Here is a 24,931-nt window from a genome sequence, read left to right as displayed (position 1 = left end):
TTTCAAGTGAACAAGTGGTTGATTCCAGCGGTAACCGCCGTGGCTTTGCTCAGTGGCTGCTCTACCGTACAACGCGGTTCGATTCCGGTAGTCGACTCCGGCACCGCCGTGTCCAATAGCGAGCGCGTCTCGGCCAACGGTGGTTTCCGTCAAACGACGGTGAAGCGGCCAGTGCAGGGCCAGACGCAGGCGATCCCGCAAGGCGACACGGGTGTCGTGGTGATGGTGCCCGGTGGCGGTGCGACAACTTCGGCGCCGATCAGCAGCGCGCCGATTACCCCAGGCCCTATCACGCCGGGGCCTATCGAAACCTCGCCGATCGACCAGGGCAGCTACAACATGCCGTCGACGCCGAGCAGCATTCCTTCGGCCAGTTCGGGTGGTTTGTCAGCCGATGAGCAACTGGACGGCCCGGTGTTGGCACTGTTGACCACCGCTCAACAGCAGCAGGCCGGAGGTGACCTCAATGGCGCTTCTTCCAGCCTCGAGCGCGCCCAGCGTGTAGCGCCGCGTGAACCTCAGGTCCTTTATCGACTGGCGCAGGTGCGCATGGCCCAGGGTGATGCGCCGCAAGCCGAACAACTGGCCCGTCGCGGCCTGACATTCTCCAGCGGTCGCCCGGCACTTCAGGCAAGTCTTTGGGAGCTGATTGCCCAGGCTCGCGAGAAGCAAGGCGATTCCGCAGGCGCGGCATTGGCTCGCCAGAAGGCCAAGGTTTCACTCTGATGGACGTGCGTTTTCCCCAGATCGCCGATCAATTGCTGCTGATTGAGCGTGAACTGCGTGTCCAGGGTTGGTGGAGCGATGTTTCCCCCTCGGCCGAGGCGCTGGCGAGTGTCGAGCCGTTCGCGGTCGATACCTTGGACTTCGAGCAATGGCTGCAATGGATCTTCTTGCCGCGGATGAAGGCTATCCTCGAAAACGACCTGCCGCTGCCCAATGCCTCAGGCATCCTGGCCATGGCGGAAATGGTCTATGCGCAGCGGCCAGGGCAGGGCGTCGAATTGCAGCGACTGTTGGCGCAGTTCGACCAGTTGATCAGTGACGCCAGCTGACTGCCTTTATTGGCAGTGTTCTTCGACCTGGGTACGGGTCTCATCGATGCGCTGGCGCCGTTCTTCATCAGTGAGGCGGCGCATTTCGCCTTCCACGTCCTCCCGCACCCTGGGGTTGTTCTGCAGTTGCGCCAGGTTGGTCCGGGCTTGCTCGCAGAACGCCTTGAGTTGGGCTTCCTGTTCCTCGACTTGCTGTTTCACCTGTTGGTCGATGGCTTTCTGGTCGCCGATTACCCCGCCCGACGCGGGCGCCGGTGGTTTGGGCGCCGGAGGGGAAGATTTGCCCACCGTCGTGGCCTGCACCCCTTCGGGCGGCTGGGCGCCAAAGTGCGTAACGCCTTGGTTATCCACCCATTTATAGATCTGGCCGGCCATGCTCATCGAGCTCAGGCCAACCAGCAGGCTGGCCATCAATAACATCATTCGCATGCTGTTTCCTTGTCCTGGGTTGCGCAATTGAAGCTAACAGAGTAGCCGTTTAAAGGTTTTTTCTTGCGTTCTCATGTGCTTACTTCAATAAAGCACATTGACGACTTGACTTGCAGAGGGCGAAACAGAAGAATCCAAAGTCCGCTGTAGAGGGACTGCCAGAAGCAGACCCACTCGGCAGATCATGAGGCGCACATCCGCGCCGACCTGTTACACCCGCAACGCGTTACCTCGCGCTGGGTGGGAAAGGCCCGCAACACTTGGGACGATCCCAATACTTGCTCAGTCAGTGCTGACGTAGTCGGCGACCACCGTCGCTCATGCTCTGCCGAGAAGTAAACCTATTAAGACCCGTCCCCTTTTCGTGGGTCGGTATTCTGGCGTTTTAGAGGTGAACAACGTGGAGCTTTTATCTGGCGGTGAGATGCTCGTCCGCTTCTTGCGTGACGAAGGCGTCAAGTATATCTACGGGTACCCCGGTGGTGCTCTTCTTCATGTCTACGATGCCCTGTTCAAAGAACCGGAAGTGACCCACATCCTGGTTCGTCATGAGCAAGCGGCCACCCACATGGCTGACGGCTACGCCCGTGCCACCGGCAAGGCCGGCGTGGTTCTGGTGACATCCGGCCCTGGCGCCACGAACGCTATTACCGGTATTGCCACGGCCTACATGGACTCGATTCCCATGGTGATCATTTCCGGCCAGGTGCCTAGCACCATGGTGGGTACCGACGCGTTCCAGGAAACCGACATGATCGGTATCTCCCGGCCAATCGTGAAGCACAGCTTCATGATCAAGCATGCGTCGGAAATCCCGGAAGTCATGAAGAAAGCTTTCTACCTGGCCGAGTCCGGTCGACCAGGCCCGGTCGTGGTCGACGTGCCGAAAGACATGACCAACCCGGCCGAGAAGTTCGAATACATCTACCCGAAAAAAGCCAAGCTGCGCTCTTACAGCCCGGCCGTACGTGGTCACTCGGGGCAAATCCGCAAGGCTGCAGAAATGCTCCTGGCGGCCAAGCGCCCCGTGCTTTATGCCGGTGGTGGTGTAATTCTCGGCGGTGGCTCCGCGCCGCTGACCGAGTTGGCAAAGATGCTCAACCTGCCGGTCACCAACACGCTGATGGGGCTTGGCGCCTACCCGGGCACCGATCGTCAGTTCATCGGTATGCTCGGCATGCATGGCAGCTACACCGCCAACCTGGCGATGCACCATGCCGATGTGATCCTGGCGGTTGGCGCGCGCTTCGATGACCGTGTCATCAACGGCCCGGCGAAATTCTGCCCGAATGCCAAGATCATCCACATCGACATCGACCCGGCGTCGATCTCCAAGACCATCAAGGCAGATGTGCCGATTGTCGGTCCGGTAGAGAGCGTCCTGACCGAGATGGTCGCCATCCTCAAGGAAATCGGCGAGGCCCCGAACAAGGAGTCCGTAGCCGCCTGGTGGAAGCAGGTTGATGAGTGGCGTGGCGATCGAGGCCTGTTCCCTTACGACAAGGGCGACGGCAGCGTGATCAAGCCGCAAACCGTCATCGAGACCCTGTGCGAAGTGACCAATGGCGATGCCTTCGTGACCTCCGACGTGGGTCAGCACCAGATGTTCGCGGCGCAATATTACAAGTTCAACAAACCCAACCGTTGGATCAACTCCGGCGGCCTGGGCACCATGGGCTTCGGCTTCCCGGCGGCCATGGGCGTGAAGTTGAGCTTTCCGGACAGCGATGTCGCCTGCGTCACGGGCGAAGGCAGCATCCAGATGAATATCCAGGAACTGTCGACCTGCCTGCAGTACGGTTTGCCAGTGAAAATCGTCAACCTGAACAACGGTGTGCTGGGAATGGTTCGCCAGTGGCAGGACATGAGCTACGGCAGTCGTCATTCGCATTCCTACATGGAATCGTTGCCGGACTTCGTCAAGCTGGTCGAAGCCTATGGTCACGTGGGTATCCGTATCACCGACCTGAAAGATTTGAAATCCGGGCTTGAAGAAGCATTTGCGATGAAGGATCGCCTGGTATTCCTCGACATCAAGGTCGATACCAGCGAGCACGTCTACCCGATGCAGATCAAAGACGGCTCCATGCGTGATATGTGGCTGAGCAAGACGGAGCGTACCTAATCATGCGACACATTATTTCCTTGCTTCTGGAAAACGAACCGGGTGCGCTGTCTCGTGTTGTGGGCCTGTTCTCGCAGCGCAACTACAACATCGAAAGCCTGACCGTGGCACCGACGGAGGACCCGACCTTGTCGCGCCTGACGTTGACCACCGTAGGTCACGATGAGGTCATCGAGCAGATCACCAAGAACCTGAACAAGCTGATCGAGGTGGTCAAGCTGGTGGACCTGTCGGAAAGCGCTCACATCGAGCGTGAACTGATGCTGGTCAAGGTCAAGGCCACCGGCGCCCAACGCGCCGAGATCAAACGTACTACCGATATTTATCGTGGGCAGATCGTCGATGTCAGCGCCAGCGTCTATACCGTTCAACTGACCGGTACCAGCGACAAGCTCGACAGCTTCATCCAATCGATCGGCACTGCCTCGATTCTCGAAACCGTACGCAGTGGCGTCACCGGGATTGCCCGTGGCGACAAAGTACTGAGCATCTAATAAACCAAATTAGCGAATGGCCTGAACGGCCGGATATAGGGGAAATTCATGAAAGTTTTCTACGATAAAGACTGCGACCTGTCGATCATCCAGGGCAAGAAAGTCGCCATCATCGGCTACGGTTCCCAAGGTCACGCCCAGGCGTGCAACCTGAAGGATTCCGGCGTTGACGTGACTGTCGGCCTGCGTAAAGGCTCGGCCACCGTTGCCAAGGCCGAGGCCCATGGCCTGAAAGTCACCGACGTGGCCTCTGCCGTTGCCGCTGCCGACCTGGTCATGATCCTGACCCCGGACGAGTTCCAGTCCGCCCTGTACAAGAACGAAATCGAGCCGAACATCAAGAAGGGCGCCACCCTGGCCTTCTCCCACGGCTTCGCGATCCACTACAACCAAGTCGTGCCACGTGCCGACCTCGACGTGATCATGATCGCGCCGAAAGCTCCGGGCCACACCGTACGTTCCGAGTTCGTCAAGGGCGGCGGTATCCCTGACCTGATCGCGATCTACCAGGACGCCTCGGGCAACGCCAAGAATGTAGCCTTGTCCTACGCTGCCGGTGTCGGTGGCGGTCGTACCGGCATCATCGAAACCACTTTCAAAGACGAGACTGAAACCGACCTGTTCGGCGAACAAGCCGTTCTGTGCGGTGGTACCGTCGAGCTGGTCAAGGCCGGTTTCGAAACCCTGGTCGAAGCGGGCTACGCGCCAGAAATGGCTTACTTCGAGTGCCTGCACGAACTGAAGCTCATCGTCGACCTCATGTACGAAGGCGGTATCGCCAACATGAACTACTCGATCTCCAACAACGCCGAATACGGCGAGTACGTGACCGGTCCGGAAGTCATCAACGCCGAGTCCCGCCAGGCGATGCGCAACGCCCTGAAACGCATTCAGGACGGCGAATACGCCAAGATGTTCATCAGCGAAGGCGCCACCGGCTATCCTTCGATGACCGCCAAGCGTCGCAACAACGCCGCTCACGGCATCGAAATCATTGGTGAGCAACTGCGCTCCATGATGCCGTGGATCGGTGCCAACAAGATCGTCGACAAAGCCAAGAACTGAGTCGCGAGGTTGTTTGAAGAAACGCGGCCCAGGCCGCGTTTTTTCGTTTGGGCATCGGCTTCTGGTATAAAGCTGCATCGTTTGCGGCCGAACCGTCGGCCCAGGCACCTGTCGAATTTTTCACACCGTTGTAAGGTATTGTCCATGAGCGAACGTCCCGACGAGCCGAACCAGGCTCCTGACGCCGAAAGCCTGTTGCCTATCGACGAGCATGTCGAAGAAGGCCATGACGCTGAAGGCCGTAAGGTCCGGCATCGTGGCATCTATCTGCTGCCGAACCTGTTCACCACCGCGAACCTGTTCGCCGGTTTCTATTCCATCATCAGTTCCATGAGCGCCCAGGCCGCCTTGAGCGCTGGTGACAGCGCAGGGGCGAGCCGTTACTTCGCGTTCGCCGCCATTGCGATATTTGTCGCCATGGTGCTTGATGGCCTGGACGGGCGCGTGGCCCGCATGACCAACACCCAGAGCGCATTTGGCGCCGAATACGATTCGCTGTCCGACATGGTTGCGTTCGGTGTCGCCCCGGCCTTGCTGGCGTTTGGTTGGGCCCTGGGCGACATGGGCAAGGTCGGCTGGATGGTTGCCTTCATCTATGTCGCCGGTGCTGCACTGCGCCTGGCGCGTTTCAACACCCAGGTCGGCACCGCCGACAAGCGTTACTTCATTGGTCTTGCCAGTCCGGCGGCGGCGGGTGTCGTGGCGGGGGTGGTCTGGGCATTCAGCGATTTTGGCATCCAGGGGTCGAAGATGTCCTTCCTGGTGGCTTTATTGGTCGCGGCGGCGGGGATGCTGATGGTCAGTAACATCAAGTACAACAGCTTCAAGGAGCTCGATCTCAAGGGGCGCGTGCCGTTCGTGGCGATCCTGGCGGTGGTGTTGGTCTTTGCCGTGGTATTCAGTGATCCACCGCGTATCTTGTTGTTGGTATTCCTCGCCTATGCGGCTTCCGGCCCGGTGCAATATTTGCTGCGTCTTCGCCGACGCTAAATGTTGCCTTAATGTAATTTCACCCATACTCCGCAGTCTATTGGTGCATCTGCCCCCAACGCTGCGGAGTCGTCATGCTGATCAAGATCCCCAAGTCGTCCGACTGTCGCGAGTCGGACGTCACGCCTGAATCGATCTATCTTTCCCGTCGCCAGATGCTCGGTGCAACCATGGCGGGTCTCGCCGTGAGCAGCTTGCCGCAGTGGGCCAGCGCTGCCGATGCGGCGCGTTATGCCGATGTCGAGCCCGGCAAGGCGCCGTCCTGGTTAGCCGAGAAACTTACTTCTACCCAATGGGGCGCTGTGACGGTCAAGGATGAACCGATCACGCCGTTCAAGGATGCCACCCACTACAACAATTTCTATGAGTTCGGGACCGATAAGGGTGATCCGGCGGCCAATGCTGGATCGCTGCAAACCGAGCCCTGGAGCGTGGTTGTGGACGGTGAGGTAAGCAAGCCGGGGCGCTATGGGTTGGAAGACTTCATGAAGCCTTATCAGTTGGAGGAACGGATTTACCGACTGCGCTGTGTCGAGGCCTGGTCGATGGTTATTCCTTGGGTCGGCTTCCCCATCTCCGCATTGCTCAAGCAAGTCGAGCCTACATCCAGCGCCAAGTACATTCGCTTCGAAACCTTGCAGGACCCCAAGGTCATGCCGGGGCAGCGTTCAGGCTTCGCGTTAATCGACTGGCCATACGTAGAAGGCCTGCGATTGGACGAGGCAATGAACCCGTTGGCTATCCTGGCGGTTGGCATGTACGGGCGGGAGTTGCCGAACCAGAACGGCGCGCCCCTGCGGTTGGTGGTTCCATGGAAGTACGGTTTCAAAAGCGTGAAGTCCATTGTGCGCATCAGTTTGGTGAGCGAGCAGCCGAAGACCACGTGGCAAAGCATTGCGTCTGACGAGTACGGCTTCTATGCCAACGTCAATCCAACAGTCGATCATCCGCGCTGGACCCAGGCGCGCGAACGTCGTCTGCCGAGCGGGCTGCTCCGTCCCAATGTCCGCGATACGTTGATGTTCAACGGCTATCAGGATGAAGTCGCTTCTTTATATGCAGGGATGGATCTGAGGAAGGACTACTGATGCGTTTTCCAGCCTGGCGAATCAGCGTTTTCATCGCGGTGGCGGTCTGGCCTTTGTTCTGGCTTTACGAGGCCTTGATGAATGCGTTGGGTCCTGACCCGGGCAAAGTGCTGGTGGATCGACTCGGGTTGGGGACGCTGATTTTGTTGTTAGTCACCTTGAGCATGACGCCGTTGCAGAAGTTGACGGGGTGGGCGGGGTGGATCGCGGTCAGACGCCAGTCGGGGTTGTGGTGCTTCGCTTATGTTGTGCTGCATTTGAGCGGGTATGCGGCGTTCATACTAGGTTTCGATTGGTCGCAGTTGGGAGTCGAACTGAGTAAGCGGCCTTACATCATCGTTGGGGCGCTTGGGTTCCTCGGTTTGCTGGTGTTGGCGGTCACCTCCAATCGTTATAGCCAGCGGCGACTGGGTGTCCGCTGGAAGAAATTGCATCGCCTGGTTTATCCAATCCTAGGGCTTGGGTTACTGCATATGCTGTGGATCGTGCGTGCGGACCTCAAGGAGTGGGCGATATACGCCTTGATAGGAGCCTTGCTATTAGTGTTGAGGCTCCCTTCGGTTACGCGCCGGATCCCGCGTTTGCTGGGTAAGAAAGTCCCTTCTGCAATAAAAGCGAAATAAAGGGTTGACGGCAAATCCTGGGTGTCTATAATTCGCCCCACTTCCGGCGCAGTCGAAACGAAAAACTCCTTGAGTTTCAATGAGTTAAGTAGGTTTCGATGTGAGCGTGCTTCAGTTCATCGAGGCATGGAAGGAGCGGGTAGAGCGGCGTTGTTTGGCTCTATCGGCGGTTCGATCTTCTCGGTCGAAAGCGGAGAAAAAGAGGTGTTGACAGCAGCGACTAACGCTGTAGAATTCGCCTCCCGCTAACGAGAGATCGGAAGCGCAAGTGGTTGAAGTTGATAAGGAAACTTTGAAAACTTCTAAAAATAACCGCTTGACAGATACACGAGGCGCTGTAGAATGCGCGCCTCGGTTGAGACGAAAGACTCAGCCAACCGCTCTTTAACAACTGAATCAAGCAATTCGTGTGGGTGCTTGTGGAGTCAGACTGCTAGTCAACAGATTATCAGCATCACAAGTTACTCCGCGAGAAATCAAAGATGTAACCAACGATTGCTGAGCCAAGTTTAGGGTTTTCTCAAAACCCAAAGATGTTTGAACTGAAGAGTTTGATCATGGCTCAGATTGAACGCTGGCGGCAGGCCTAACACATGCAAGTCGAGCGGTAGAGAGGTGCTTGCACCTCTTGAGAGCGGCGGACGGGTGAGTAATGCCTAGGAATCTGCCTGGTAGTGGGGGATAACGCTCGGAAACGGACGCTAATACCGCATACGTCCTACGGGAGAAAGCAGGGGACCTTCGGGCCTTGCGCTATCAGATGAGCCTAGGTCGGATTAGCTAGTTGGTGGGGTAATGGCTCACCAAGGCGACGATCCGTAACTGGTCTGAGAGGATGATCAGTCACACTGGAACTGAGACACGGTCCAGACTCCTACGGGAGGCAGCAGTGGGGAATATTGGACAATGGGCGAAAGCCTGATCCAGCCATGCCGCGTGTGTGAAGAAGGTCTTCGGATTGTAAAGCACTTTAAGTTGGGAGGAAGGGCATTAACCTAATACGTTGGTGTCTTGACGTTACCGACAGAATAAGCACCGGCTAACTCTGTGCCAGCAGCCGCGGTAATACAGAGGGTGCAAGCGTTAATCGGAATTACTGGGCGTAAAGCGCGCGTAGGTGGTTCGTTAAGTTGGATGTGAAATCCCCGGGCTCAACCTGGGAACTGCATTCAAAACTGTCGAGCTAGAGTATGGTAGAGGGTGGTGGAATTTCCTGTGTAGCGGTGAAATGCGTAGATATAGGAAGGAACACCAGTGGCGAAGGCGACCACCTGGACTGATACTGACACTGAGGTGCGAAAGCGTGGGGAGCAAACAGGATTAGATACCCTGGTAGTCCACGCCGTAAACGATGTCAACTAGCCGTTGGGAGCCTTGAGCTCTTAGTGGCGCAGCTAACGCATTAAGTTGACCGCCTGGGGAGTACGGCCGCAAGGTTAAAACTCAAATGAATTGACGGGGGCCCGCACAAGCGGTGGAGCATGTGGTTTAATTCGAAGCAACGCGAAGAACCTTACCAGGCCTTGACATCCAATGAACTTTCCAGAGATGGATTGGTGCCTTCGGGAACATTGAGACAGGTGCTGCATGGCTGTCGTCAGCTCGTGTCGTGAGATGTTGGGTTAAGTCCCGTAACGAGCGCAACCCTTGTCCTTAGTTACCAGCACGTTATGGTGGGCACTCTAAGGAGACTGCCGGTGACAAACCGGAGGAAGGTGGGGATGACGTCAAGTCATCATGGCCCTTACGGCCTGGGCTACACACGTGCTACAATGGTCGGTACAGAGGGTTGCCAAGCCGCGAGGTGGAGCTAATCCCACAAAACCGATCGTAGTCCGGATCGCAGTCTGCAACTCGACTGCGTGAAGTCGGAATCGCTAGTAATCGCGAATCAGAATGTCGCGGTGAATACGTTCCCGGGCCTTGTACACACCGCCCGTCACACCATGGGAGTGGGTTGCACCAGAAGTAGCTAGTCTAACCTTCGGGAGGACGGTTACCACGGTGTGATTCATGACTGGGGTGAAGTCGTAACAAGGTAGCCGTAGGGGAACCTGCGGCTGGATCACCTCCTTAATCGACGACCGCAGCTGCTCCATGAGCTCCCACACGAATTGCTTGATTCATTGAAGAAGACGATAGAAGCAGCTTTAAGCTCCAAGCTGATAGCTCACAGCTAACAGTTACAAGCTCGAAATTGGGTCTGTAGCTCAGTTGGTTAGAGCGCACCCCTGATAAGGGTGAGGTCGGCAGTTCGAATCTGCCCAGACCCACCAATTTTGTAATGGGGCCATAGCTCAGCTGGGAGAGCGCCTGCCTTGCACGCAGGAGGTCAGCGGTTCGATCCCGCTTGGCTCCACCATAAACTGCTTCTGAAAGCTTAGAAATGAGCATTCCATCGACGTGATGGTGAATGTTGATTTCTAGTCTTTTGATTAGATCGTTCTTTAAAAATTTGGGTATGTGATAGAAAGATAGACTGGACGTTACTTTCACTGGTAACGGATCAGGCTAAGGTAAAATTTGTGAGTTCTCTTAGTTGAGGAATTCGAATTTTCGGCGAATGTCGTCTTCACAGTATAACCAGATTGCTTGGGGTTATATGGTCAAGTGAAGAAGCGCATACGGTGGATGCCTTGGCAGTCAGAGGCGATGAAAGACGTGGTAGCCTGCGAAAAGCTTCGGGGAGTCGGCAAACAGACTGTGATCCGGAGATGTCTGAATGGGGGAACCCAGCCATCATAAGATGGTTATCTTGTACTGAATACATAGGTGCAAGAGGCGAACCAGGGGAACTGAAACATCTAAGTACCCTGAGGAAAAGAAATCAACCGAGATTCCCTTAGTAGTGGCGAGCGAACGGGGACTAGCCCTTAAGCTTCTTTGATTTTAGCGGAACGCTCTGGAAAGTGCGGCCATAGTGGGTGATAGCCCTGTACGCGAAAGGATCTTAGAAGTGAAATCGAGTAGGACGGAGCACGAGAAACTTTGTCTGAATATGGGGGGACCATCCTCCAAGGCTAAATACTACTGACTGACCGATAGTGAACTAGTACCGTGAGGGAAAGGCGAAAAGAACCCCGGAGAGGGGAGTGAAATAGATCCTGAAACCGTATGCGTACAAGCAGTGGGAGCCCACTTTGTTGGGTGACTGCGTACCTTTTGTATAATGGGTCAGCGACTTATTTTCAGTGGCGAGCTTAACCGAATAGGGGAGGCGTAGCGAAAGCGAGTCTTAATAGGGCGTCTAGTCGCTGGGAATAGACCCGAAACCGGGCGATCTATCCATGGGCAGGTTGAAGGTTGGGTAACACTAACTGGAGGACCGAACCGACTACCGTTGAAAAGTTAGCGGATGACCTGTGGATCGGAGTGAAAGGCTAATCAAGCTCGGAGATAGCTGGTTCTCCTCGAAAGCTATTTAGGTAGCGCCTCATGTATCACTGTAGGGGGTAGAGCACTGTTTCGGCTAGGGGGTCATCCCGACTTACCAAACCGATGCAAACTCCGAATACCTACAAGTGCCGAGCATGGGAGACACACGGCGGGTGCTAACGTCCGTCGTGAAAAGGGAAACAACCCAGACCGTCAGCTAAGGTCCCAAAGTTATGGTTAAGTGGGAAACGATGTGGGAAGGCTTAGACAGCTAGGAGGTTGGCTTAGAAGCAGCCACCCTTTAAAGAAAGCGTAATAGCTCACTAGTCGAGTCGGCCTGCGCGGAAGATGTAACGGGGCTCAAACCATACACCGAAGCTACGGGTATCACGTAAGTGATGCGGTAGAGGAGCGTTCTGTAAGCCTGTGAAGGTGAGTTGAGAAGCTTGCTGGAGGTATCAGAAGTGCGAATGCTGACATGAGTAACGACAATGGGTGTGAAAAACACCCACGCCGAAAGACCAAGGTTTCCTGCGCAACGTTAATCGACGCAGGGTTAGTCGGTCCCTAAGGCGAGGCTGAAAAGCGTAGTCGATGGAAAACAGGTTAATATTCCTGTACTTCTGGTTATTGCGATGGAGGGACGGAGAAGGCTAGGCCAGCTTGGCGTTGGTTGTCCAAGTTTAAGGTGGTAGGCTGAGATCTTAGGTAAATCCGGGATCTTAAGGCCGAGAGCTGATGACGAGTTACCCTTTGGGTGACGAAGTGGTTGATGCCATGCTTCCAAGAAAAGCTTCTAAGCTTCAGGTAACCAGGAACCGTACCCCAAACCGACACAGGTGGTTGGGTAGAGAATACCAAGGCGCTTGAGAGAACTCGGGTGAAGGAACTAGGCAAAATGGCACCGTAACTTCGGGAGAAGGTGCGCCGGTGAGGGTCAAGCACTTGCTGCGTAAGCCCACGCCGGTCGAAGATACCAGGCCGCTGCGACTGTTTATTAAAAACACAGCACTCTGCAAACACGAAAGTGGACGTATAGGGTGTGACGCCTGCCCGGTGCCGGAAGGTTAATTGATGGGGTTAGCTAACGCGAAGCTCTTGATCGAAGCCCCGGTAAACGGCGGCCGTAACTATAACGGTCCTAAGGTAGCGAAATTCCTTGTCGGGTAAGTTCCGACCTGCACGAATGGCGTAACGATGGCGGCGCTGTCTCCACCCGAGACTCAGTGAAATTGAAATCGCTGTGAAGATGCAGTGTATCCGCGGCTAGACGGAAAGACCCCGTGAACCTTTACTATAGCTTTGCACTGGACTTTGAATTTGCTTGTGTAGGATAGGTGGGAGGCTTTGAAGCGTGGACGCCAGTTCGCGTGGAGCCAACCTTGAAATACCACCCTGGCAACTTTGAGGTTCTAACTCAGGTCCGTTATCCGGATCGAGGACAGTGTATGGTGGGTAGTTTGACTGGGGCGGTCTCCTCCTAAAGAGTAACGGAGGAGTACGAAGGTGCGCTCAGACCGGTCGGAAATCGGTCGTAGAGTATAAAGGCAAAAGCGCGCTTGACTGCGAGACAGACACGTCGAGCAGGTACGAAAGTAGGTCTTAGTGATCCGGTGGTTCTGTATGGAAGGGCCATCGCTCAACGGATAAAAGGTACTCCGGGGATAACAGGCTGATACCGCCCAAGAGTTCATATCGACGGCGGTGTTTGGCACCTCGATGTCGGCTCATCACATCCTGGGGCTGAAGCCGGTCCCAAGGGTATGGCTGTTCGCCATTTAAAGTGGTACGCGAGCTGGGTTTAGAACGTCGTGAGACAGTTCGGTCCCTATCTGCCGTGGACGTTTGAGATTTGAGAGGGGCTGCTCCTAGTACGAGAGGACCGGAGTGGACGAACCTCTGGTGTTCCGGTTGTCACGCCAGTGGCATTGCCGGGTAGCTATGTTCGGGAAAGATAACCGCTGAAAGCATCTAAGCGGGAAACTTGCCTCAAGATGAGATCTCACTGGGACCTTGAGTCCCCTGAAGGGCCGTCGAAGACTACGACGTTGATAGGCAGGGTGTGTAAGCGCTGTGAGGCGTTGAGCTAACCTGTACTAATTGCCCGTGAGGCTTGACCATATAACACCCAAGCAATTTGCTGATCCTGCTCGCAGGGCGCCAGATTGCGGTGTGTGAAGACGAAACGAACCGAAAGTTCGAATCTCACAAAACACCGAAGCTATCACATACCCAATTTGCTGAAGCGAGGCCAGCCGGCCACGACTCGGTACCCGAATTTCTTGACGACCATAGAGCATTGGAACCACCTGATCCCATCCCGAACTCAGCAGTGAAACGATGCATCGCCGATGGTAGTGTGGGGTTTCCCCATGTGAGAGTAGGTCATCGTCAAGATTAAATTCCGAAACCCCTATCTGCTGATGCAGGTAGGGGTTTTGTTTTGCCCGCTATAAAAAGCTGCTAACACTCATGATAAATTTGCACAGTTATTTTGGAGCTGGAGCACTAGAATAGCCCCAACTTAGTTGAGCCAGAGCGCTTTATGCCCGATCCGTCAGACATTGATAGGTTGTCAGATCTACCCCTGAGCGATCTGGTGGCGTGTCATGAGTGCGACCTGTTGATGCGCAAGCCTCGGCTGGCCTATGGCGAAAAAGCCGAATGCCCTCGGTGTGGATACGAGCTCTACGCTCACCGGCACAATGTGGTGGAGCGTAGCCTGGCCCTGGTGATCGCCGCTTTGCTGCTATTTGTGCCAGCGAACTTTTTACCCATCATGCAGCTCAATCTGCTCGGGCAGTCCTCTGAAGACACCGTTTGGAGCGGCGTGGTCGGTTTGTTTGATACCGGTATGCAAGGCGTGTCCGTGGTGGTGTTCCTGTGCAGCATGGCTATTCCACTGCTCAAGTTGCTTTGCCAATTGATTGTGTTGCTGACTATTCGCTGGAATATCGGACGAAGCTACGGCCTGCTGTTGTATCGCATTTATCATCATTTAAGGGACTGGGGGATGCTCGAGGTTTATCTCATGGGCGTGCTGGTTGCTATCGTCAAGCTCGCAGACATGGCGGCGGTTACCGTGGGGCTGGGCCTGGTGTGCTTTGTCAGTTTGTTGCTGGTTCAGGTCTGGCTGGAAGTGGTGATGTCACCCCATCAGGTATGGCAGGCGTTATCAGGAGAAGACGCCCATGCGAGCGATTGATGCGGGCATCCTGGTCTGTACCGAATGCCATGAATTGAATCGACAGGACGCAGACGCTGGCAAGCAGGCCTGTACCCGTTGCGGCGCACGAATCCACCCCCGTCGCCCCAACAGTCTCATGCGGACCTGGGCATTGTTGATCACGGCGGCGATTCTCTACATTCCTGCCAATATGCTGCCAATCATGACGATCAACTCGCTCGGTCAGGGAGCGCCAAGCACCATCATGGCCGGCGTGATCGAGTTGGTTCAGCACGGCATGATTCCCATCGCAGCAGTGGTGTTCATCGCCAGTATCCTTGTGCCGACCTTCAAGTTGGTGGGCATCGCCTTGTTGTTGTTTTCCGTGCAACGGCACCAACCCATGTCCGCGCGACAACGCATCCTCATGTACCGCTTCATCGAGTTCATCGGCCGCTGGTCGATGCTGGATATTTTCGTAATCGCCATCTTGGTGGCGGTGGTGAATTTCGGGCGGCTCGCCAGTGTCGAAGCCGGTCTCGGCGCCATCGCCTTTGCCAGCGTAGTGATTTTGACAATGATTGCCGCAGTAACCTTCGATCCCCGACTGATTTGGGATAACACGGAGTCGGATGACGACCATGACTGATTTGCCTACTGCTAAAACCCGGCCAGCTTCAAACTGGTCGGCAATCTGGGTACTGCCGCTGATTGCCTTGATCATCGGCGGATGGCTTGGTTGGCGGGCTTATAACGAGACCGGAATCGAGATCACCGTGCGTTTTGAAAGTGGCGAAGGCATTCAGGTGAGCAAGACTGAGGTCGTCTACAAAGGCATGACGGTCGGCAAGGTAAAAGCCCTCACGCTCGACGATGAAGGGAGCTCCAAGGGCGTCATCGCAACCATCGAAATGAACAAGGACGTCGAGCAATACCTCAAGACCGGAACGCGTTTCTGGCTGGTCAAGCCGAGCGTGACGCTGGCGGGGATCACCGGTCTGGAAACGCTGGTTTCAGGTAACTACGTTGCCATTAGCCCAGGGGAGGGCGAGTCGACCCGTAAATTCAAGGCATTGGCCGAGGAGCCGCCCCTGTCGGATGCTAAACCGGGCCTGCACTTGACGATCAAGGCGGACCGATTGGGATCGCTGAACCGTGGCAGCCCGGTGTTCTATAAGCAGATCCAGGTGGGCCAAGTGAAAAGCTACCTGTTGTCCGAGGATCAACGCACGGTGGAGATCAAGGTCTTCATTGAGCCCACCTACGCCAGCCTGGTCCGCAAACACACGCGGTTCTGGAATGCCAGCGGTATCAGCATCGATGCCAACCTCTCAGGCGTCAAAGTACGCAGCGAGTCCCTGGCGAGTATCGTCGCGGGCGGTATTGCGTTTGCCACGCCAGAAAACCGCAAGGACAGTCCGCCTACGGACCCAAGCCTGCCGTTCCGCCTGTATGAGGATTTCGACGCTGCGGCTGCCGGGCTTCGCGTCAAGGTCAAGCTCAGCGACTTCGACGGATTGCAGGCCGGTCGTACGCCGGTGATGTACAAGGGCATCCAGGTCGGCAGCTTGAAAGCCTTGAAAGTCGACCCGGACCTGTCCAGCGCCAGCGCCGAGCTGACTCTCGATCCGTTGGCCGAAGATTACCTGGTGGCCGGCGCCCAGTTCTGGGTGGTCAAGCCGTCGATTTCCCTGGCGGGTATCACTGGCCTCGAAGCACTGGTCAAGGGCAACTACATTGCCGTGCGCCCGGGCGACAAGGGCGGCGCGCCGCAGCGCGAGTTCGAAGCCCGGGCGAAGGCGCCACCGCTGGATCTGCGCTCGCCCGGTCTGCACCTGGTCCTGTTGACTGAAAACCTCGGTTCGCTGGAGGTCGGCAGTCCGATCCTCTACAAGCAAGTCAAAGTCGGATCAGTTCAGAGCTACCAGTTTTCCCGCAAGAAGAAGCAACTGATCATCGGTGTGCACATCGAGAAGGAATACGAAGGGCTGGTAAACGGCTCGACGCGGTTCTGGAACGCAAGCGGCGTGACGCTCACGGGCGGTTTGACCGGTGGCATCCAGGTCAAGAGCGAATCTCTGCAAAGCCTGATGGCCGGGGGGATTGCCTTCGAAACGCCGGAGCCGAACGTACCGTTGAAACGGCGTATCCCACGGTTCCGTTTGCACGAGGATCGCGAAGCCGCGCAGCAGAAAGGGACGCTGGTGACGATCAAGGTTGATCGTGCCGACGGTTTGCGCAGCGGTACGCCGATCCGTTTCAAAGGGCTGGACGTAGGCAAGATCGAGGACGTCGATCTCAGCGCCGATATGCAGTCGGTTTTGGTTACTGCGCGTATCACCGAAGTGCCGGAGCGTATTGCCCGTGTCGGTTCACTGTTCTGGGTGGTCAAGCCTGAGCTGGGCTTGATGAAAACATCCAACCTGGAAACCCTGGTGACCGGCCAGTACATCGAGGTGCAGCCTGCGGTAAAGAACCTGGGGCCGCAGAAAAACTTCGTGGCCCTTGCCGAACCGCCGGAAAGCGCGGTTCCCGAGGCTGGGTTGAGCCTGGTACTGAGCGCGGCCCGCCGCGGTTCGCTGAAGGTCGGCGTTCCGGTAACTTACCGTGAGATTGCCGTGGGCAAGGTCACGGGCTACGAGCTGGGGCAAACGGCAGACCGGGTATTGATCCATATCCTGATCGAGCCCAAGTACGCGCCGTTGGTGCGCAGTGGTACGCGGTTCTGGAATACCAGTGGGTTCGGCCTGGATTTTGGCCTGTTCAAAGGCGCGACGGTGCGAACCGAGTCGCTGGAAACGCTGATTCAGGGCGGTATCGCTTTTGCCACGCCGGATGGCGAGCGGATGGGCAGCCCGGCACGACCGCAGCAGACGTTTGCGCTGTTCGATCAATTTGAGGATGAATGGCTGACCTGGGCGCCGAAGATCAAAATCAGCCAATAAGATTATTGGGCATAGCTCCCTCGCCCAAGGTTTCACCTGACCATAAAAAAGGCCGCGATCCATCAGGATCGCGGCCTTTTTCATTTCCGGCTATTTACCTCAAACAGGGTCCAACTCCGGCTCATCGGCCTGTACGTTCACCGTGGCTTTCACCGCATCGTGACGACGAATGTACTTCCAGTCCGCCTCGTCGATGTAGATGCCGTTCGGGCCGCTGCCGCCTTCCAGGTCGATGGCGACACTGGCGCAGACTTGCGGCTTCACACTCGCCAGGATCGGCACGAAGCCCAGTTGCAGGCTGGTTTCCAGCAGCGCCGCCTGGTTCTTCTCGTCGATGTCTGCCGCTTCGTCCAGGTAGTACGGCAGGCGCACGCGGCCGGCCTGTTCGCGGTCCATCAGGTGCAGCAACAAGTACATGTTGGTCAGCGCCTTGATGGTCATGGTGGTGCCGTTGGACGCCGCGCCGTCGATGTCGGTGTGAATGACCGGCTGGCCGTTGACCTTGGTGATCTCGAACGCCAGCTCGAAAAGATCCTTCAGGCCGAGCTGGTTGTGGTTCGCCGCCACCAGCCGCGCCAGGTATTCCTTGGCTTCTTCGTTCTTGTTGTCTTGCTCGGCGCTCTGGCTGAGGTCGAACACCGACAACGTCTCGCCTTCTTCGTACTGGCCGGCGCTGTGGATGATCTGGTCGATGTGCTTGAGCGCTTCCTTGTTCGGTGCCAGGACGATACGGAAGCTCTGCAGGTTGGACACCTGGCGCTTGTTGATCTCGCGGTTGAACAGCGCCAGTTGGTGTTCGAGGCTGTCGTAGTCGCTGCGAATGTTGCGCAGGGTCCGGGCGATGTCGGTGACCGCTGCACGGCGGGCCTTGCCCAAGGTCAGGGCTTCATCGGTGCGGTGGGCATAGGCGTTGATCAACAGTTGCAGGCGCCGCTCCATGTCGTCTTCGCTGTCGAACTTGGCCACGCCCCTGAGGCGCACCTGGGCATACAACGCTTCGATCTGGCCATCGACCCGTTGCAGGCCTTGCCAGCTGTCCTGATAGTCATTGAGCAGCGGCAGCAGGTTGTCCATGGAATCATCGACCGGATCCATGAACGGCGTGCCGAACGGCAGGTCCGCCGGCAGCAACTGACGACGGCGCAAGGCATCGTCGAGGGTGCGCTGCTTGGCTTCCATGTCAGCGATCTGCCGGCCCACGAGTTGCAATTTGGCGGACAGTTGCTGGACGCGCTCAGTGAAGGCATCGCTGGAGCGCTTGAGTTCGTCCTGGGCGGCTTCCATCTGCGCCAGTTGCTCAAGCTTCTCGCCTTCCTCGGCGCTCAAGGTCTGGCTGCGGCGGAAGTCTTCCAAGGCTTTCTGCGCGTCGAGGACCTGCTGGTACAGTGCCTCGGTCTGGGTCTTGCTCGCGGCGCGGTCGGCGGCCACGGCTTGCTGGGTCTTGAGCTGCTTGAGCTCTTTTTCCAAGCGCTCTTTCTGATCACGCAGCGCGGCACGGTCGGCCAGGGCTTGCAGCGCCGGCGGCTCGATGTGGGACAGGTCGATGGACAGCCCCGGCACTTCGAAGCGCTCACCCTTGAAGCCGTCGAGGATCAGCTCCATGGATTTGACCCACTCGCCATTCTCGTCCAACGCAATGCCGTGCTCGCCCAGCGGCAGGCTGAACAGGGCGCTATTGAACAGGCGCATCAGGCGTTCGACATCCTGCTGCGAGAATTCCTCGCGCAGGCGGGCGTAGCTGTTGTTGTCGGCGTGGTCGAGTTGCTGCTTGACCGACTTCAGGCGTTTTTCCAGGTCTCGCAGGCGCTCCTCCAAGTCTTCGGCGCTGAACTGCCGGGACTGGGCCAGGGCACCGGCCAATTCATCATGGGCATCCTTGGCGGCGAGCAATTGCTGTTCCAGGATTTTGACGTCATCCACCAAGGCGAAACGGTTCTTGAGCACCGACAGCTCGCCGAGCCAACGCTGGATACCGCTGATTTCCCGTTCCAGGCGCATCAGCTCTTGAGTGCCGCCGCGTTGGTCGTTCTGCAGCGAATCCTGCTCGTTGCGGTAATGTTCGGCCTGGATGGTCAGCTCTTCCTTGCGCGCACTGGCGTAATCCGACCAAGTGCCCAGCAGCGAGTCGAGCAACGGCGAGAGGCGATGCAACTTGCCCCGCAGGATATCGCGCTGGGCCACGCCATTGGCCAATGCTTCCACCAACGGGCCGGCGGCCACCAGGGAGTTGTAGTCCTGTTCCATGCGTCGTACGTCGCGGAAGGCTTCTTCGCACGCGGCGATGTAGTCCACGCTGCCGGAACGCAGGCTGTGCTCGAAAGCATCAAGGAACAGTTGCTTGAGCTTGGCCGCGGTGATTTCGCGCATGTGCAGCAGGTTGATAAACAGCGCGCGGAAGGTCTTGAGGCTTTGCTCGCTGGTGGAGCGCAGCGGGATCAGCGTCAGGTCGAGGGGGATCGATGTGTGACCACCCACCAGCAGACGGCGCAGTTCATCCGGCTTGAGTTCGTAGGCCTTCAGGCCTTCGCGCTCCAGGTTGGTGAACAGTTCTTTCTGGCGCAGGCAGGTGTCGTCTTTCTGATAGTGGGCCAGGTCCAGTTTGCCGGCGTAGGCAAAGAACTGATGGCCGAAGCCGCCGCCCGGGCCGCGTCCGACCACGCCAATCACGTGCGGGCCGTGGGGCAGGGCGACTTCCACGAGGATGTAGCTGGTGTCCGAGGCAAAGTAGAAACGCCGGGATTGCTCCAGGCTGTACTTGCCGAAGCTCATGTCCGACATGCGCGCCAGGATCGGGAATTGCAGGGCGTTGATCGAGGCGGATTTACCCAGGTTGTTCGCGCCGTACACCGACAGTGGTTCCTCCAGCGGGAACAGGCCGAGGCTGTAGCCGGCGGTGTTCAAAAGGGCAAAGCGGCGGATGCCGTAGCGTTCCTTGCTCATGCGTCGGTCTCCTGTTCTTCGGCAATGGCGCGGGCCAGTGCGTCTTCTTCGCTTTCACCGTCGAATTCACTGAGGTCCAGCGGGTCGTCGGTCTGCAGCAGTTTTTCGTCGCTCTCTTCGTCGATCAGTACTGGCGCTGGCAACGGCAGCACGCTGTGCAGGCTGGCGGCCAGGTCGCGGTCCTGCTGGACCGACAGGCAGACGTCGAGGAAGCGGTGCATCGGTGGCAGGAAGCGGTACACGCCGTTTTCTTCGCTGGCAAAACCCAGTTGGGTCATGCGGCGCATGATTTTTTCTTCCAGCTCTTCCTGGGTCTGTACTTCGGCCTGGATGAACAGGTCGCGGTATTTTTCCAGCAACGACGGCAACTCGTCGCGGCCGAGGCTGCCACCGTCGAGCACGGCGATCGGGTCGCGGCCCTGGTCGGCCAGGTGCTCGACGAGGATGAAGGTGAACAGGGCCAGGCGCTGGGCGGTCTTGTTCACCGCGGCGGCGGCCAGGTCCGGCACGAAGTAGTAGAAGCCGCGAGTGTCACACACCAGCTCGAAGCCCAGGGCCTTGAACAGCGTGCGGTACTGGTCCTGGAAGTTCGACAGTTGTGCGTACAGCTCCGGGTCGCGGCGGCTAACGTGATAGCCCTTGAACAGCTCGCGGAAGATCGGCGCCAGCTGGGACAGTTCGGATAGATCAAGATGCATGGGGGATGCTCGCAGAATCCTCGGCGGCGGTGTCGCCGGCCGAGAGCAGGGCGAAGGAGCGCAGGCTGACCTGATGCTCATGGGTGTGGTAATCGCGGCGTTCCAGACGCTCGCGCTTGAAGCGTTTTTCCCGCGACAGGCGCGAGAACCAGTAGAGCAATTCGTCGGTGGCGCCGTCCGGTTCCTGCTCCAGCAGCCAGCTCATCAAGTCCGGCATCGGCAGGGCGTCTTCGCAACGCTCGACCATCTCGCGCACGGTGCGCGGCGCGCGTGGTGCCTCGCCGCCCTTGTGGGTCTTGTGGGACTTGGGGAAGCGCGCCGGTTTCGGTTCGAAACGGGCCAGGGCATAGACGTAGGCTTCGACCTGGCTGGCGCTGCCCAGGAAGGTGCTTTGCGGCCGGGTGAACAGCGGCATGGCAGCTTGCGGCACGGCATCGATACCCTTGCGGCGGATGGCCGCCAGGGCCAGGGCAGCGCCTCGGGTCACGGCGTTATGCCGGCGGGCTTCTTCACGCAGCGGCAGGAGCAGTTCGCGGGCGTGGCGCAGGGTCAGCTGGGCGCTGGTCTGCATCTCGAGGATGCGCGCATGGGTGCGCAGCAGCATGTCGTCGTCGACCAGGTGTCCGAGGCGCTGCTGTTCGGTGAGCATGCGCAACAGCACGTTCTCGACCTTGCGCACGCCTTGCTCGAACGCGCCGTCGGCGTTTACCAACTGGATCATCGGCTCGACGTATTCGTCCCAGGTCGCCAGCACTTCAGCGTAGCGCTGGCGCAGCGGGATCTGCCGGTCGCTGGTCTTGGCCCGTTCGGCAACGGCTACCAAGGCCTGTTCATCGTTGGCGAGCTTCTTGAGCACGTCGCGCACGCGCATGTCCAGCAGCCGCAACTGGCGGGCCAGGTCGTTGCCGTCGCGCACGTCGAAGGCGTCCTGGATGTACCCGGCCAGGCGCTCAAGGTGGCGCAGGTAGGCTTCGATTTCCAGGCACAAGCCCAGGCGATGTTCGCGGCGCAGGTAGGCGAGGAAATCATGGATCTGCGCGTTGAGCTCGAAACGGTTCGGGCTTTTTGCCACCGGCACGAGAATGTCCAGGCGGATCCACACGTCCAGCAGATGGGTGATGTCCTGTGGCGTGCTGTCCAGTTGTTGGGCGGCCAGTTGTGAACGCAATTCGTTGAGGCTCAGGGTGCCCTGGTCGAAGTGCTCGCACAAAGGTTCCAGCAATGCCCAGTGTTCAGCGAGGGCGCGCAAGACGCGCTTGGGTTCGATCATCGCAGTGGCCGTCGGGTTGGCAATTAAAAGCCGCGATTGTACTGCATCGGACCGGTTGCGATTCACCCCTGAGACGGACTGTCGTTGCGTATTGATCAACTAATGAAGCCAACGGGGCAGCGATCCGCGCCGAAGGGCGGTAGAATCCCCCTCACTTTCAGTTATCCACAAGTGGCCGACCCTTGCTTATCGAGTCCCGCCGCCGCGCCTATCTGACCGCCATGCAGGTGGTCAATTGGCTGCCGCGTACCGAATTGCCGTTCGCCGCCCCGTCGCGGCCCGAGCTGCTGGAAGCGCCTGAGCCGGTGGAGATCGAGCCGGTGCAGGTGATGCCGGTCGCCAAGACCGCTGTGCAACCGGTGGCGCCCGCCGTCGAGCGGCCGAAGGTCGAAGTCCCGCGCCCGAGCCTGGCTTCGACCCGCACCAATGCCAAGCCGGCGGAAGAGATTGTCGAGGCGCCGCCCAAGGCACCTTACGTCGCCCCTCCGCGTTTTGCCCTGCAACTGCTGCGTGCCGGGCGTTGCCTGTTGCTGGTGGAATTACCCACAGGCGATCCCTTCCAGAGCCGCGACCCAGCGTACTTGCTGCTCAAGGACATGCTCCGCGCCGCCGGCCTGCCGGACAGCCCGCAAATTATCGGCGAGCCGGTGCGCTGGCCGCTGTTGTCACGCGGCACGATGGACCAAGGGCCTGAGGCCGCCCGGGATTTCGTCCAGGGGTTCGTTTCGGCGCGTCTCGAAGACGAGCCTTGCGTATGCCTCTGGTTGGTTGGCCTGCCGGCGGTGAAGTTTGCTGGCGAGGCGGATGCCGAGGCGTTCAATCGTGAGTTGCAGGTCGAAGGCCTGGGCTCGGCCTGGGCATTGCCCGGGCTGGAACTGTTAATGGAAACGCCACAGCGCAAGGCTGATGTCTGGCAAGCCATGCGCCGGCTGATGGCGCGCTGGAAAGAATCGAATGAGTGACGCTGTATCGTTCCGCCCGATGACCGAGGCGGACCTCGACGCTGTGCTGAAGATCGAATACGCAGCCTACAGCCACCCGTGGACTCGGGGGATATTTCTCGATGGATTGGGTAAATACCAGATCTGGCTGATGTTCGAAGGCCAGCAGCAAGTGGGCCATGGCGTAGTGCAGATCATTCTGGATGAAGCCCATCTGCTCAACATCACCGTCAAGCCGGAAAACCAGGGCCGCGGGCTGGGCTTGCGGCTGTTGGAGCATCTGATGTCGATTGCCTACAAGGCTAAGGCTCGTGAATGCTTCCTGGAAGTGCGCCACAGCAATCGCACCGCGTTCCGGTTGTACGAACGTTATGGCTTCAATGAGATCGGACGGCGGCGTGACTACTATCCGGCGGTGGGAGGCCGCGAGGATGCGGTGGTCATGGCCTGCACCTTGGTCGACTGAATGTTTTCTCGTTGATTGGACTGTTGCTATCGCGAGCGAACTCGCGATAGCAACAACGCTCAATCAGGACCGGCCCCGATCACGGCTTCCATCCAACGGATCGATATCGGCCATTTCCGCTTCGTCCAAGCCATCGCCGCCGCCTATATCGTCTTCGTCGACGATGCTCAGATCCCAATCGGCTTGCTCGCCGTCGCCGGCTTCATGGGCGTCCCGAGAGCCGTCGTCGCGGATCAGCGTTTCGGGGCTCATATCATCCTCGGTCGGCTGGCGGTCATCCATCGAGGCACCGGTCAAGCCCGCTTCACGGACGCGTTCTTCCGGCATCAATTGCTCACGTTCGTCCGCTGGCAATTCGTCGCCGATTTTCGCGCCGGGTTCATCGTCGAAGTCCAACTCATGCATCGAGCCCATGCGATCTTCATTGTCATCGATGGGCTCCGGTTGCGTCGCATCGAAGGGACGTCGTGAATCATTCATGGCAATTCCTCATACTGTGGGCCTTACTAAGAGTCGACCGGCAGCGGGGCCAGGAATTCCAATGCATCGCCAACGTGACCTCGACCGACGGTCGTCTGTCACAGTTGCGCACTCTCTATCGAGGCTGGACAGCATGAATGAATTACAAGATCTGATTGATAACAACGCGCGTTGGGCCGATGCGATCAAGCAGGAGGATCCTGACTTCTTCGCCAAGCTGGCTCGTCAGCAGACCCCTGAGTATTTGTGGATTGGCTGTTCCGATGCGCGGGTGCCGGCCAACGAGATCGTCGGCATGTTGCCGGGCGATCTGTTCGTGCACCGCAACGTCGCCAACGTGGTGCTGCACACTGACTTGAACTGCCTTTCGGTCATTCAGTACGCGGTGGATGTGCTCAAGGTCAAACATATCCTGGTCACCGGCCATTACGGCTGCGGCGGCGTGCGTGCCTCGATGCAGGACCGCCAGTTGGGACTGATCGACGGCTGGCTGCGCTCGATTCGCGACCTGTATTACGAACATCGCGACGCATTGGCCAAGTTGCCAACCGAAGAAGAGCGCGTAGACCGCTTGTGCGAGCTCAACGTGATCCAGCAGGTGGCCAACGTCGGTCACACCAGCATCGTGCAGAACGCCTGGCACCGTGGGCAGAAACTGTCGATTCATGGCTGCATCTACGGCATCAAGGATGGACGCTGGAAGAGCCTGGACACCACGATCAGTGGCTTCGAGCAATTGCCGCCGCAGTATCGGTTGCGCCCGGCAGACGCGCCCTGAGCC

19 protein-coding genes, 2 tRNA genes and 3 rRNA genes are annotated in these 24,931 nt (G+C 58.0%); 19 read left to right on the top strand and 5 right to left on the bottom strand.

The window, feature by feature from the left end:
• Nucleotides 1–6: 6 nt before the first annotated feature.
• Together J3P95_RS21360 and J3P95_RS21355 are read left to right on the top strand one after the other, a co-directional pair.
• Nucleotides 7–726 carry a hypothetical protein gene (locus tag J3P95_RS21360; RefSeq protein WP_186613142.1) on the top strand — a complete coding sequence of 240 codons (720 nt, stop codon included), beginning with the start codon at nucleotides 7–9 and terminating at the stop codon, nucleotides 724–726.
• Nucleotides 726–1,055 carry a YqcC family protein gene (locus J3P95_RS21355; RefSeq protein ID WP_434558650.1) on the top strand — a complete coding sequence of 110 codons (330 nt, stop codon included), beginning with the start codon at nucleotides 726–728 and terminating at the stop codon, nucleotides 1,053–1,055. The genes J3P95_RS21360 and J3P95_RS21355 overlap by 1 nt, the downstream gene beginning before the upstream one ends.
• A 6-nt stretch (nucleotides 1,056–1,061) precedes the next feature.
• Here the strand turns inward: J3P95_RS21355 and J3P95_RS21350 are convergent, their stop codons facing one another.
• Nucleotides 1,062–1,484: a DUF4124 domain-containing protein gene (locus J3P95_RS21350; RefSeq protein ID WP_434558649.1), complete on the bottom strand. Its 423-nt coding sequence runs from the start codon at nucleotides 1,482–1,484 to the stop codon at nucleotides 1,062–1,064.
• A 400-nt stretch (nucleotides 1,485–1,884) separates the two neighbouring features.
• Between J3P95_RS21350 and J3P95_RS21345 the strand changes: the two genes are divergently transcribed.
• The 14 genes from J3P95_RS21345 (at nucleotide 1,885) to J3P95_RS21280 (ending at nucleotide 17,355) form a co-directional block, all read left to right on the top strand.
• A complete protein-coding gene (locus J3P95_RS21345; protein WP_434558648.1) occupies nucleotides 1,885–3,609 on the top strand; it encodes an acetolactate synthase 3 large subunit in 1,725 nt (574 codons plus the stop codon).
• A gap of 2 nt (nucleotides 3,610–3,611) precedes the next feature.
• Nucleotides 3,612–4,103 (top strand): acetolactate synthase small subunit, encoded by a 492-nt coding sequence (gene ilvN, locus J3P95_RS21340; protein ID WP_003176102.1) that lies wholly within the window; start codon nucleotides 3,612–3,614, stop codon nucleotides 4,101–4,103.
• 48 nt (nucleotides 4,104–4,151) lie between these two features.
• Complete coding sequence (gene ilvC / locus J3P95_RS21335; protein WP_003185459.1) at nucleotides 4,152–5,168, top strand: ketol-acid reductoisomerase; 1,017 nt, start codon at nucleotides 4,152–4,154, stop codon at nucleotides 5,166–5,168.
• A gap of 144 nt (nucleotides 5,169–5,312) precedes the next feature.
• Complete coding sequence (pssA, locus tag J3P95_RS21330; protein ID WP_186613151.1) at nucleotides 5,313–6,158, top strand: CDP-diacylglycerol--serine O-phosphatidyltransferase; 846 nt, start codon at nucleotides 5,313–5,315, stop codon at nucleotides 6,156–6,158.
• Between the two features lie 74 nt (nucleotides 6,159–6,232).
• The gene (gene msrP, locus J3P95_RS21325; protein ID WP_186613153.1) at nucleotides 6,233–7,246 is read left to right on the top strand and encodes a protein-methionine-sulfoxide reductase catalytic subunit MsrP; all 1,014 of its coding nucleotides are present in this window, start codon (nucleotides 6,233–6,235) and stop codon (nucleotides 7,244–7,246) included.
• Nucleotides 7,246–7,869 carry a protein-methionine-sulfoxide reductase heme-binding subunit MsrQ gene (msrQ, locus tag J3P95_RS21320; protein WP_434579761.1) on the top strand — a complete coding sequence of 208 codons (624 nt, stop codon included), beginning with the start codon at nucleotides 7,246–7,248 and terminating at the stop codon, nucleotides 7,867–7,869. Before msrP ends, msrQ begins: the two co-directional genes overlap by 1 nt.
• A 539-nt stretch (nucleotides 7,870–8,408) precedes the next feature.
• Nucleotides 8,409–9,945, top strand: a 16S ribosomal RNA gene (locus J3P95_RS21315).
• Nucleotides 9,946–10,068: 123 nt separating this feature from the next.
• Nucleotides 10,069–10,145 (top strand) — tRNA-Ile (locus J3P95_RS21310).
• 10 nt (nucleotides 10,146–10,155) lie between these two features.
• Nucleotides 10,156–10,231: transfer RNA gene (locus tag J3P95_RS21305), tRNA-Ala, on the top strand.
• A 242-nt stretch (nucleotides 10,232–10,473) separates the two neighbouring features.
• A 23S ribosomal RNA gene (locus J3P95_RS21300) occupies nucleotides 10,474–13,365 on the top strand.
• Nucleotides 13,366–13,525: 160 nt separating this feature from the next.
• A 5S ribosomal RNA gene (gene rrf, locus J3P95_RS21295) occupies nucleotides 13,526–13,641 on the top strand.
• The 16S, 23S and 5S rRNA genes sit together here with 2 tRNA genes alongside, the layout of an rRNA operon.
• Before the next feature lie 148 nt (nucleotides 13,642–13,789).
• Nucleotides 13,790–14,449, top strand: coding sequence for a paraquat-inducible protein A (locus tag J3P95_RS21290; protein ID WP_434579763.1), 660 nt, complete (start codon nucleotides 13,790–13,792; stop codon nucleotides 14,447–14,449).
• A complete protein-coding gene (locus tag J3P95_RS21285) occupies nucleotides 14,436–15,059 on the top strand; it encodes a paraquat-inducible protein A (protein WP_434558643.1) in 624 nt (207 codons plus the stop codon). Before J3P95_RS21290 ends, J3P95_RS21285 begins: the two co-directional genes overlap by 14 nt.
• Nucleotides 15,052–17,355, top strand: coding sequence for an MlaD family protein (locus J3P95_RS21280; RefSeq protein ID WP_434558642.1), 2,304 nt, complete (start codon nucleotides 15,052–15,054; stop codon nucleotides 17,353–17,355). Before J3P95_RS21285 ends, J3P95_RS21280 begins: the two co-directional genes overlap by 8 nt.
• 99 nt (nucleotides 17,356–17,454) lie before the next feature.
• Here J3P95_RS21280 and mksF read toward each other — a convergent pair whose 3' ends face one another.
• Genes mksF through mksB form a run of 3 tightly spaced genes read right to left on the bottom strand, consistent with a single transcriptional unit; the run spans nucleotide 17,455 to nucleotide 22,263 of the window.
• Nucleotides 17,455–20,295, bottom strand: coding sequence for an Mks condensin complex protein MksF (gene mksF / locus J3P95_RS21275; protein ID WP_434579766.1), 2,841 nt, complete (start codon nucleotides 20,293–20,295; stop codon nucleotides 17,455–17,457).
• Complete coding sequence (gene mksE / locus J3P95_RS21270; protein WP_434579768.1) at nucleotides 20,292–20,993, bottom strand: Mks condensin complex protein MksE; 702 nt, start codon at nucleotides 20,991–20,993, stop codon at nucleotides 20,292–20,294. The genes mksF and mksE overlap by 4 nt, the downstream gene beginning before the upstream one ends.
• The gene (gene mksB, locus J3P95_RS21265) at nucleotides 20,983–22,263 is read right to left on the bottom strand and encodes an Mks condensin complex protein MksB (RefSeq protein WP_434558640.1); all 1,281 of its coding nucleotides are present in this window, start codon (nucleotides 22,261–22,263) and stop codon (nucleotides 20,983–20,985) included. Before mksB ends, mksE begins: the two co-directional genes overlap by 11 nt.
• A gap of 221 nt (nucleotides 22,264–22,484) precedes the next feature.
• Here mksB and J3P95_RS21260 point away from each other — a divergent pair, with 221 nt between their 5' ends.
• Together J3P95_RS21260 and rimI are read left to right on the top strand one after the other, a co-directional pair.
• Complete coding sequence (locus J3P95_RS21260) at nucleotides 22,485–23,225, top strand: energy transducer TonB (RefSeq protein WP_434581159.1); 741 nt, start codon at nucleotides 22,485–22,487, stop codon at nucleotides 23,223–23,225.
• The gene (gene rimI / locus J3P95_RS21255; protein WP_434579770.1) at nucleotides 23,218–23,670 is read left to right on the top strand and encodes a ribosomal protein S18-alanine N-acetyltransferase; all 453 of its coding nucleotides are present in this window, start codon (nucleotides 23,218–23,220) and stop codon (nucleotides 23,668–23,670) included. The genes J3P95_RS21260 and rimI overlap by 8 nt, the downstream gene beginning before the upstream one ends.
• A gap of 63 nt (nucleotides 23,671–23,733) precedes the next feature.
• On the opposite strand, the gene J3P95_RS21250 is transcribed toward rimI, so the two are convergent.
• The gene (locus J3P95_RS21250; protein ID WP_434558637.1) at nucleotides 23,734–24,150 is read right to left on the bottom strand and encodes a serine kinase/phosphatase; all 417 of its coding nucleotides are present in this window, start codon (nucleotides 24,148–24,150) and stop codon (nucleotides 23,734–23,736) included.
• Nucleotides 24,151–24,283: 133 nt separating this feature from the next.
• On the opposite strand from J3P95_RS21250, the gene can reads away from it, so the two are divergent.
• Nucleotides 24,284–24,928, top strand: coding sequence for a carbonate dehydratase (gene can, locus J3P95_RS21245; RefSeq protein ID WP_434579773.1), 645 nt, complete (start codon nucleotides 24,284–24,286; stop codon nucleotides 24,926–24,928).
• Nucleotides 24,929–24,931 lie beyond the last annotated feature (3 nt).

This window comes from Pseudomonas sp. Z5-35, from assembly GCF_051131945.1.
Lineage (GTDB): Bacteria > Pseudomonadota > Gammaproteobacteria > Pseudomonadales > Pseudomonadaceae > Aquipseudomonas > Aquipseudomonas marvdashtae.
The sequence above is the reverse complement of the archived record's forward strand: the minus strand, read 5'-3'. Positions and strand labels throughout refer to the sequence as shown.